Origin of the sequence: Bradyrhizobium sp. 62 (assembly GCF_023073035.1) — a bacterium.
Classification (GTDB): domain Bacteria; phylum Pseudomonadota; class Alphaproteobacteria; order Rhizobiales; family Xanthobacteraceae; genus Bradyrhizobium.
Map to the genome: position 1 here is coordinate 762,819 of NZ_JADPIT010000015.1, position 9,623 is coordinate 772,441.

Sequence of the window (9,623 nt, forward strand, 5' to 3'; positions counted from 1 at the left end):
TGAGTTACGGCTTCAAGATCGACGCGCCCGTGGTCTTGCGGCTTTCGAGATCGATATGCGCCTTGGCGGCGTCCTTGAGCGCGTAGGCATGGTTGATCGGCACGTGCAGCTTGCCGTTGATGACGGCAGCGAACAGCGTGTCGGCGCCTTCCAGCAACTCCTTGCGCGTACCGATATAGTCGTTGAGCTTGGGCCGGGTCGCAAACAGCGAGCCGTGGGTATTGAGCTCGGCGATCGAGAACGGCGGCACCGGCCCTGAGGCATTGCCGAAGGAGACGAACATTCCGCGCGGCTTCAGGCAGGACAGCGAGCCCGGGAACGTCGCCTTGCCGACGCCGTCATAGACCACGTCGCAACCCTCGTTGCGGCTGATCTGTTTGACGCGCGCGACGAAGTCTTCCTCATTGTAGAGGATGACATGGTCGCAGCCATTGGCCTCGGCAAGCGCAGCCTTTTCGCGCGAGCCAACGGTGCCGATGACATGGGCGCCCATGGCCCTCGCCCATTGGCAGGCGAGCAGGCCGATGCCGCCGGCCGCGGCATGGATCAGCACGCGATGATGCGGCTCGACCTTGAAGGTCTTGTGCAGGAGATACCAGACCGTCAGCCCCTTCAGCATCAGCACGGCGCCCTGCTCGTGGGTGATGTGGTCGGGCAGCTTGACCAGCCGCTCCCAGGGGATGTTGCGCTCCCCGGTATAGGCGCCGAGATTGTGGTAGTAGGCGACGCGGTCGCCCGGATGGAAATTCGTCACGCCTGGCCCGACTGCGAGGACCTCTCCCGAGGCCTCGTTGCCGGCGATGAAGGGCAGCCCCGGCGCCTTGTAGAGGCCGGTGCGGTAATAGACATCGATGAAGTTCAGGCCGACGGCATGCTGGAGGATGCGCACCTCGCCGGGGCCGGGCGCCGGAACATCGACGCTCTCATAGACCAGGGCTTCGGGGCCTCCGACCTTGTGCACACGGACGGCTTTGGTCATCACCTGACCTCCTCTTCTCGCGGGGCCAGCGAAAGACATCGCGCCCGCCTTGTCAACTCGACGCCGGCTGGAACGCCTAGATCGACGGTTTTTTGCGGGTGTTCCTGCGGTTGCGCTTGGCCAGCACATTGAAGAACTCGACCGCCGCCGAGAACGCAATCGCGAAATAGATGTAGCCGCGCGGGATGTGGAATTGGAATCCGTCCGCAACCAACGCGACGCCGATCAGCACCAGGAAGGCCAGCGCCAGCATTTTCGTGGTCGGATGCTCCGCGACGAATCGCGACACCGGTCCGGCCGAAATGTACATGATGAGACAGGCGATCACGACCGCCGCGATCATGATCTCGATGTCCTGCGCCATGCCGATCGCTGTGATGATCGAGTCCAGCGAGAACACGATGTCGATGATCACGATCTGGACGATGACCCAGAAGAAAGCGCTACGAGGGGACTTCGCGTCGCCTTCGCCGTCATCGGCTTCGACCTCACCATGGATCTCGTGCGTCGCCTTCGCGATCAGGAACAGGCCGCCGCAGATCAGGATGAGGTCGCGCCACGAGAAGCCATAGCCCGAAAACGAAAACACCGGCGCGGTCAGGCCGATCAGCCAGACCAGCAGGCTGAGCAGGATGATGCGGAAGACCAGCGCCAGTGCGAGCCCGATCTGGCGGGCGCGGTGCGCCTGCTTCTCGGGAATGCGCGAGACGATCACCGACAGGAAGATGACGTTGTCGATGCCGAGCACGATCTCGAGCGCGGTCAAAGTGAGGAGCGCGGCCCAGGCTTCTGGGCTGGTCAACAGGTGCATCATGCGAAGGATCTTGTCAGCCGTATTAATGCGTCGCTGAAGCTGATCCAGAGCGCGATCGCGCAGAGCACGACAGTCACGCCCGTGCCGACGCGAAAGTCCATCTGCAGGGTATAGAAGGAAAGCAGAGCCCAGATGGCGATCAGCGACATCGTCAGCCAGCGCAAGCGCACGACGCGCACCGGATGCAGCACGTGGAACGGCACGAAGGTCAGCACCACCAGGCTTGCGACCAACAGCGTCGACAGCAGCGGCGGCCAGTGCAGCAGGAACAGATAGAACGCCGCCGCATTCCACAGCGCCGGAAAACCGCGGAAATGATTGTCGTCCGCCTTCATGCGCAGATCGGCGAAATATAGTGCGCTGGTGACAATGATGGCGACGCCGAGCAAGGGTGCTGCGACCGGCAACAGCAAGCCGCTGGCCACGATCGCATAGGCCGGCACGAAGACGTAGGTGACGAAGTCGACCACGAGATCGAGCACGTCGCCCGACCAGTTCGGCTGCACGTCCTTGACGTTGAGCCGGCGCGCGATCGGCCCGTCGATCGCGTCGATGATGAGGGCGACGCCCAGCCATTGAAACATCGCCGCCCAGTGCTCGCGCACGGCCTCAAGCATCGCCAGCAGCGCGATCGCCGCACCGAACGCGGTGAAGATGTGCACCGAGAAGGCAGCGGCGCGGATCGCGGGCCTGGGCTTCAGGGAATCCTCTTGGCTGTCCATGGCTTCTGCTATCAGAATGACACCGGTTTGCACATAAGCCATTGCGGCGCCCGGTCGCACAATTCGTCATAAAATCAGGGCAATATGACTGGGCTTGAATTTGCCGCGGGGCGTGTCCAATGTCGTTCCATGACAGATGCATCGACACTCTTTGACGCGGCCGTGATCGGCGGCGGACCGGCGGGACTTAGCGCGGCCATCGCACTGGCGCAGGCGGGCGCACGGACCGCGCTGGTGGCGCGTCGCGTGCCCTATGCCGACAATCGCACCACGGCGCTACTCGGTGCCTCCGTCGATCTGCTGGAGAGCCTCGATGTCTGGCCCCGCTGCAAGGACAAGGCGGCCGCGCTCGAAATCATGCGGCTCGTCGACGACACCGGCCGGCTCTTCCGCGCGCCTGAGGTCCGGTTCTCCTGCCATGAAATCGGCCGCGATGCCTTCGGCTACAACATCGACAACCGCTCGCTGATGCTGGCGCTGGAAGCGCGCGCGGCCGAACTGCCCGGTCTCGTCCGTTTCGACGACGAGGCCGAAACTGTCGTCATCGAAGCCGATGACGTCGCGATCCGCACGGCGGCTGCGCAATTTCTGTCGGCCCGCCTCGTGGTCGGGGCCGACGGCCGGCATTCGCTTTGTCGCGAAGCCTCCGGCATCGCGGTGACGCGGCGCGAGCTGACCCAGACGGCGCTGACTTTCAACGTCGGCCACGCGCGGCCCCATCGCAGCGTCTCGACCGAGTTCCACACGCCGCACGGTCCTTGCGTGTTCGTGCCCCTGCCCGGCGATCGCTCCAGCGTCGTCTGGGTCTCGGCGCCTGCGGAGGCCGAACGGCTTCGCGGATTGAGCGACGAGGAATTGTCCGCCGCGATCGAGAAGCAGTCGCATTCAATCCTCGGACGCATGACGGTCGAGCCGGGCCGCCATCTGTTTCCGCTGGCGATCGAACGTCCCATATCCTTTGGCCGCGATCGCATCGCGCTAGTCGGCGAAGCCGCCCATGTGGTTCCGCCGATCGGCGCCCAAGGCCTCAATCTCGGCCTCCGCGATGCCGCCGACATTGCGCGGCTTGCGGGCGAGGCCATCGCGTCCGGTCAGGATCCTGGCGCAGCAGACGTGCTCAAGCGTTACGACCGGGCCCGGCGTCCCGACATCCTGAGCCGGACCTTTGCGATCGACATCGCCAACCGCTCGCTGCTCAACGATTTCCTGCCGCTCCAGCCGGTCCGCGCGGTCGGCATGCACCTGCTCGGCGCCATCGGCCCGCTCCGGCGTTTTGCGATGCGCGAGGGGCTGACGCCGACCTGGCGGAAGTAACGACCGCTCAAGGAAACGCCAGCCGGCCGGTCTGAATCGCCCACATCACGCTGGTCAGGGTGACCACGGACGCAAACGTCCCGAGCAGCACCGCGACGGAGGCGGACTCGATCCAGGCGTCGTTCTGCCGGGCGATGACGAACACGTTCAACGCCGGCGGCAGCGAGGCCATCAGCACGGCGGTCGCCGCCCAGGGCTGCGCGAACGGGCCGAACGCCAGCATCAGGCCGAACGCTGCGAGCGGGTGGATCAGGAGCTTGACCGCGATCACGCCCGGCACTTCCCATGGGACCCGATCGAACGGGCGGAGTGCGACGGTGACGCCGAGCACGAACAGTGCGGTCGGGGCGGCTGCGTTCTGGAGGAATGTGATGGTGCGATCAAGCGCGACAGGCATCTCGATATGCAGCGATGCGAAGGCCGCGCCAAAACAGGCCGACATGATCAGCGGGTTGAGCACGATCTGCTTCAGCACGACGCCGAAGGCATGCACGATCGAGGGATGATCGCGGTCGGAAAGCTCGATCAGCAGCGGCACGATGGTGAACAGGAAGATGCTGTCACAGCAGAAGATCAGCGCAGTGGGCGCCGAGGCCTTGGGCCCGAGCACGGCGAGCGCCAGGCCGGGTCCCATGTAGCCGATGTTTCCGTAGCCGCCGGAGAGCCCGGCGAGCGTCGCCTCGCGCAATGTCAGCCCGCCGAGAACCTTGCCGACGACCAGCGCGAGTGTGAACGCCGCAACGGTCGACAGCGTGGTCGCGACCAGGAATGGCGGGTTGTTCAATTCGGAGAACGGCGTCTTCGACATGATCGCAAACAGCAGCGCCGGGAGCGACACGTAGAGCAGGAAGAAGTTCATCCAGGCGAGGCCCGATTCCGGCAGGGATTTGACCTTGCCGCAGGCGAATCCAACGAAGATCAAGCCGAAATAAGGTAGAGCCAGATTGAGGATATCGACCATTGATGAAGTGTTTTCTGAAGATTTGGGGGCTATCTGCCCCGCACCCGCGGGTTAATTCCAGATCAGGGCACTAGCATCGGCCACAATCCTGGTCTATCGACGGGGAATGATTAAAGCGCGGACCGCCAAATTCCAGATCGGACAGGTCGTGCGCCACCGGATCTTCTCGTTCCGGGGCGTGATCTTCGACATCGATCCGGAATTCAACAACACCGAGGAGTGGTGGCTGTCGATCCCCGAGGAGGTGCGGCCCCACAAGGACCAGCCGTTCTATCACCTGCTCGCGGAGAACGCGGAGTCGGAATACGTCGCCTACGTCTCCGAACAGAACCTGGTGCCGGACGATTCCGGCGAACCGGTCCGGCATTCCCAGGTCGCCGAGATCTTCGTCAAGGACAAGACCGGCGGTTACCGCCCGCGCAATCCGTCGCTGAACTGAGTTCGCAGCCATCAACTGGCCAGCAAAAAAGGCGCTCGAACCGAGCGCCTTTTTCATGTCCGGGATCGGGTCCCGATTACTTCTGTCCAGCCGGAGGGGCGCCAGGCGCTTGCTGCTGCTTCTTCTGCAGCTCTTCAGCCTTCTTCTGGAGCTCTTCCTGCAGCTTCCTCTGGGTTTCCTCGAACACCTTCGGGTCGGTCGGCGGACCGTCATAGGCCTTCTGGAATTCGCCGGCGAGCGGCAGCGGCAGCGTCAGCGGCGCACCGTTGGCATTGATCGCCTGAACAACGAGGTTCTGGCCCTTCTTCATGCTGTTGATGAACTCGGGCGTGGCCTCGTAGTCGGACATGCAGCCGTTCTGGAAGCAGATCACGTACGGGCTCTGCAACGGCGCATTGTTGTCCACGATGATGCGGGTGCCGTGCACCAGCTGCATGCCGAGCGGCAGCGTCACACGCAGGATCTTCTTCGGCTCGCCTTCCGGCTCGATGATGACGGCCGCGATGACCGGCTGGCCCGACTCGATACGGCCGTCCTTGCCGGTGAAGCAGACCTGCTTGGCATTGGCGTCCTGGCCCTTGAGGCAGAACTTGGTCCAGGGGGCATAGATCAGCTGAATCTGCTGATCCGCGGGCTGAGCCGCGCCCTGCTGAGCCGGAGCGCCTTGGGCGGGAGCCGGCTGGGCGGGTGCCTGAGCGGCCGGCGCCGGCGCCTTGGGGGCAGCCTTCGGAGCCGCCTTCGGCGGAGCCGCCTTGGGCGCGGGCGCGCCCGGAGCTGGCGCGGGAGCCTGAGCCTCGGCGGCAAACGGGACGGCCAACGCTGTCGCCGTTAACAAGGCGAGAAGTCGCCCGCGCGGCCGGACGGACGCGGCCAAGTAACGGAAATTCATTGCGGAAAACCCTTTCTAAACGGGAAGTGCCCGAACCGCTTCGACGCACCGAACCTGGCCGCGTTGGGCGCGGCTCTCTCCCCGTCAAATGAGGCGGATAAGTGACGGCTCGGCGCTCGTGCGCGATTGCGTGCCTTCTTAACGTGGCCGACGAAAAGATCAATGCCGACAAGCGTCTTTGGCCGCTCGCCGGCGTGCGCCCCCGGGAAAATCCCTGTGATAGCATTCAGGCCCGCAGTCCTCGAATCAACGTGTGCAGATGTTCATGTTCCAGCGCCTTCTCGAGGGCCGCCCTGAGGGTCTTTGCGTCCGCCTCTGCATCCTGGCTTTCGCCTTGGGGCTCCCGGCAAGCGGCGCAAGGGCCGCGGAAGCCCACGCCATCGCCATGCACGGCAAGCCGGCGATGCCTGCCGATTTCACCCACATGCCTTACGTCAACCCTGAAGCCCCCAAAGGCGGCCGGCTGACCTGGGGCGTTCTCGGCACCTTCGACAGCCTCAATCCCTTCATCGTCAAAGGACTGGCCGTGCAGCCGGTCCGGAACTACGTGGTCGAGAGCCTGCTCGCGCGCGGCAATGACGAGCCGTTTACGCTCTACGGCCTGCTCGCCAGATCGGTCGAGACCGATGACGAGCGCAGCTTTGTCACGTTCCACATCGATCCCCGCGCCCGCTTCTCCGACGGCAAGCCAGTCCGCGCCGAGGACGTGCTGTTCTCCTGGCAGTTGCTGCGCGACCACGGCCGCCCCAATCACCGGCAATATTACGGCAAGGTCGCAAGGGCCGAGGCGCTGGATCCCCTCACCGTCCGCTTCGACCTTGCGGGAGCCAATGACCGCGAACTGCCGCTGATCCTCGGCCTGATGCCGATCCTGCCGAAACACGCGGTCGACGTCGCGGCTTTCGAGGAGACGACGCTGACGGGCCCGGTCGGCTCCGGCCCCTATCGCGTCACCGCCGTGAGGCCCGGCGCCAGCGTGACGCTGACCCGCAATCCCGACTATTGGGGCCGCGACCTCCCAATAAATCGCGGGCTCTACAATTTCGACGAGATCAGGCTCGACTATTTTCGCGAGGCCAACGGCCAGTTCGAAGCTTTCAAGCGCGGCCTTTATGATTTCCGCATCGAGCACGAGCCGCTGCGCTGGCACGACGGCTACGACTTTCCCGCGGCGAAGAATGGCGACGTGATCCGCGACACCTTCAGGCCGGGCGTGCCGCAACCTTCCGAATTTCTGGTGTTCAACACGAGGCGCCCCATCTTCGCCGACATCCGCGTGCGCCAGGCCTTGACGCTGCTGTTCGATTTCGAGCTGGTCAACCGCAACTACTTCTTCAACCTCTACTCGCGCGTCGCCGGCTATTTTGCCGGCTCGGATCTTTCAGCGTATGGCCATCCCGCCGATGCGCGCGAGCGCGAGCTGCTCAAGCCGTTCGCCGCGCAGATCCCGCCTGACATCCTGGACGGCAGCTACCGCTTGCCGGTGACCGACGGTTCGGGCCGCGACCGGACCACGCTCCGCACGGCCCTGAAGCTGTTGTCGGAGGCCGGCTACGATCTCGACGGCACCGTGCTGCGCAACCGCGCGACCAAGGCGCCCTTCACCTTCGAGATTTTGGTCACGACCCGCGACCAGGAACGCGTCGCGCTGGCGTTCCAGCGCGACCTCAAGCGTGCCGGCATCGAGCCGAGCGTGCGATCGGTCGATCCCGTGCAATTCGACCAGCGCCGGCTCGCCTACGAATTCGACATGATCCAGAACCGCTGGGACCAGTCGCTGTCGCCGGGCAACGAGCAATATTTCTACTGGGGGAGCGCTGCCGCCGACAATCCGGGCACCCGCAACTACATGGGCGCCCGGAATCCCGCGGTCGATGCGATGATCGCCGCACTGCTGGAAGCCCGTGAACATACGGATTTCGTATCCGCAGTGCGGGCGCTCGATCGCGCTTTGATCTCCGGTTTCTACACAATCCCCCTGTTTAACGTATCGGAGCAATGGATCGCGCGCTGGAATCGGATAGAACGGCCAGAGGCCACCTCGCTGTCCGGCTATTTGCCGGAGGCCTGGTGGTCGAGGGGGCCGCCGCAAGCTCATCAAGCAAAGTGACGCCGTGAACCAGCCAGCCGTATCGCCGACGCTCGACACGCTGTTTCAGCGCACGCTGATGCGGCAGCCGCACGCGACCGCTCTGCTCGACCCCCTGAACAAGTTCCGCGTGACCGGTCACCAGCCGCGGCGGATGAGCTATGCCGAGGCTGACACGGCCATCGAGGCGCTGTCGGCCTATTTCGTCGAATCGGGCCTGCCGGCCAATTCCGTCATCGCGATCCAGCTGCCGAACACGGTCGAGTTCGTGCTCACCGTTCTCGCCGCCCATCGCGCCGGCCTCGTCGTCGCCGTACTGCCGCTGCTCTGGCGCCATGCCGAACTGACCGCCGCTCTCAACCGCACCGCGGCGCGCGCCATCGTCACCATGAGCACGGTCGACGGCGTCAGCTATTCCGATCTCGCGATGCACGCGGCCGCGGAAGCCTTCTCCATCCGCCATGTCTGCGGCTTCGGCACCAACCTGCCCGAAGGTATGGCCTCGCTCGACGACGTGCTGGCCCGTCCGCCCGGCACCGCGCGCGCCGTGATTCAGGATGGCCGCAAGGCGGCGATGATCTCCTTCGACGTCACCGCGGAAGGCTTTCGGCCGGTGCCGCGGCCGCATTTCAGCCTGATCGCCGGTGGGCTCGCGATGTCGCTGGAAGCCGACATCAGGCAGGGGGCGACCGTGATGGCGGCGTTCACGCCGATGTCGTTCGCAGGACTCGCCTCCTCGCTCGCGGTGTGGCTGCTGTGCGGCGGCACGCTGGCGCTGCATCATCCGTTCGAGAACGACGTGTTGGAGCAGCAGATCAACGCGCACGAATGCGACGTGCTGATCGCACCGGCGCAGTATGCCCAGCGGCTCGGCGATTCCGATCTGGCGGCGCGGATGCCGACCTTGCGCAACGTCATCGGCCTGTGGCGTGCCCCCGAGCAGGTGGCGGCGAGCGAGGCATGGATCGCGCCGCATGCGCCGTTCACGGACGTCTATCTGTTCGGCGAGGCCGGATTGTTCGGCGCCCGGCGTGGCGAGGACGGCATGCCGGTGCCGGTGATGCCGGGACCGCACGGCGCGCCGCGCGAGCAGTCGGGTTCGTCGATCGCCGGCGAGATTCTGCTGACGCCGAAGGGCACGCTCGGGCTGCGCGGCCCGATGGTGCCGATCGCGGCCTACGCCCCGCCGCCGCCGGTCGGCGACAGCCTGATCGCGCAGCCGCCACGCGACTATGTCGACACTGGCTATGCCGCGCGGCTCGATCGTCCCAGCGGCGCGATCTGCATCACCGCGCCGCCCTCCGGGATCATGGCGGTCGGCGGCTACCGCTTCCTGTCCAACGACCTCCAGGAATGGGCGCGCCGGCTCGGCCAGGGCGCCTTGCTGACCGCGCTGCCCGACCGGCTCTCCGGTCA

Annotated in this window: 9 protein-coding genes; 4 read left to right on the forward strand and 5 right to left on the reverse strand. The window is 65.2% G+C overall.

The window, feature by feature from the left end; translation table 11 throughout:
* Positions 1-4: 4 nt before the first annotated feature.
* The 3 genes from IVB47_RS14105 to pcsA all read right to left on the reverse strand — a co-directional run bounded on the left by IVB47_RS14105 (position 5) and on the right by pcsA (position 2,557).
* Positions 5-979 carry a quinone oxidoreductase gene (locus tag IVB47_RS14105; protein WP_027566995.1) on the reverse strand — a complete coding sequence of 325 codons (975 nt, stop codon included), beginning with the start codon at positions 977-979 and terminating at the stop codon, positions 5-7.
* Between the two features lie 76 nt (positions 980-1,055).
* Positions 1,056-1,793, reverse strand: coding sequence for a TerC family protein (locus IVB47_RS14110; RefSeq protein WP_247462205.1), 738 nt, complete (start codon positions 1,791-1,793; stop codon positions 1,056-1,058).
* A complete protein-coding gene (gene pcsA, locus IVB47_RS14115) occupies positions 1,790-2,557 on the reverse strand; it encodes a phosphatidylcholine synthase (RefSeq protein WP_027566997.1) in 768 nt (255 codons plus the stop codon). Before pcsA ends, IVB47_RS14110 begins: the two co-directional genes overlap by 4 nt.
* Before the next feature lie 87 nt (positions 2,558-2,644).
* Here pcsA and IVB47_RS14120 point away from each other — a divergent pair, with 87 nt between their 5' ends.
* A complete protein-coding gene (locus tag IVB47_RS14120; protein WP_247462207.1) occupies positions 2,645-3,829 on the forward strand; it encodes a UbiH/UbiF family hydroxylase in 1,185 nt (394 codons plus the stop codon).
* Between the two features lie 7 nt (positions 3,830-3,836).
* Here the strand turns inward: IVB47_RS14120 and IVB47_RS14125 are convergent, their stop codons facing one another.
* Positions 3,837-4,790 (reverse strand): AEC family transporter, encoded by a 954-nt coding sequence (locus tag IVB47_RS14125; RefSeq protein WP_027566999.1) that lies wholly within the window; start codon positions 4,788-4,790, stop codon positions 3,837-3,839.
* Positions 4,791-4,896: 106 nt separating this feature from the next.
* Here IVB47_RS14125 and hspQ point away from each other — a divergent pair, with 106 nt between their 5' ends.
* Positions 4,897-5,229, forward strand: a complete 333-nt coding sequence (gene hspQ, locus IVB47_RS14130; RefSeq protein WP_027518019.1) for a heat shock protein HspQ — start codon at positions 4,897-4,899, stop codon at positions 5,227-5,229.
* A gap of 76 nt (positions 5,230-5,305) precedes the next feature.
* On the opposite strand, the gene IVB47_RS14135 is transcribed toward hspQ, so the two are convergent.
* Positions 5,306-6,118 (reverse strand): invasion associated locus B family protein, encoded by an 813-nt coding sequence (locus tag IVB47_RS14135; protein WP_027567000.1) that lies wholly within the window; start codon positions 6,116-6,118, stop codon positions 5,306-5,308.
* A gap of 259 nt (positions 6,119-6,377) precedes the next feature.
* On the opposite strand from IVB47_RS14135, the gene IVB47_RS14140 reads away from it, so the two are divergent.
* Together IVB47_RS14140 and IVB47_RS14145 are read left to right on the forward strand one after the other, a co-directional pair.
* Entirely contained in the window at positions 6,378-8,228 is a 1,851-nt protein-coding gene (locus IVB47_RS14140) for an extracellular solute-binding protein (RefSeq protein ID WP_247463163.1), read from the forward strand.
* 4 nt (positions 8,229-8,232) lie between these two features.
* Positions 8,233-9,623 (forward strand): class I adenylate-forming enzyme family protein (locus tag IVB47_RS14145; RefSeq protein WP_247462209.1); only part of this gene is annotated, 1,391 nt, incomplete at its 3' end.

Bases quoted from the DNA above. Each gene is read 5' to 3' on its own strand.
- IVB47_RS14105 (WP_027566995.1), bottom strand. From the start codon at position 979: ATGACCAAAGCCGTCCGTGTGCACAAGGTCGGAGGCCCCGAAGCCCTG.
- IVB47_RS14110 (WP_247462205.1), bottom strand. From the start codon at position 1,793: ATGATGCACCTGTTGACCAGCCCAGAAGCCTGGGCCGCGCTCCTCACT.
- pcsA (WP_027566997.1), bottom strand. From the start codon at position 2,557: ATGGCTTATGTGCAAACCGGTGTCATTCTGATAGCAGAAGCCATGGAC.
- IVB47_RS14120 (WP_247462207.1), top strand. From the start codon at position 2,645: ATGACAGATGCATCGACACTCTTTGACGCGGCCGTGATCGGCGGCGGA.
- IVB47_RS14125 (WP_027566999.1), bottom strand. From the start codon at position 4,790: ATGGTCGATATCCTCAATCTGGCTCTACCTTATTTCGGCTTGATCTTC.
- hspQ (WP_027518019.1), top strand. From the start codon at position 4,897: ATGATTAAAGCGCGGACCGCCAAATTCCAGATCGGACAGGTCGTGCGC.
- IVB47_RS14135 (WP_027567000.1), bottom strand. From the start codon at position 6,118: ATGAATTTCCGTTACTTGGCCGCGTCCGTCCGGCCGCGCGGGCGACTT.
- IVB47_RS14140 (WP_247463163.1), top strand. From the start codon at position 6,378: ATGTTCATGTTCCAGCGCCTTCTCGAGGGCCGCCCTGAGGGTCTTTGC.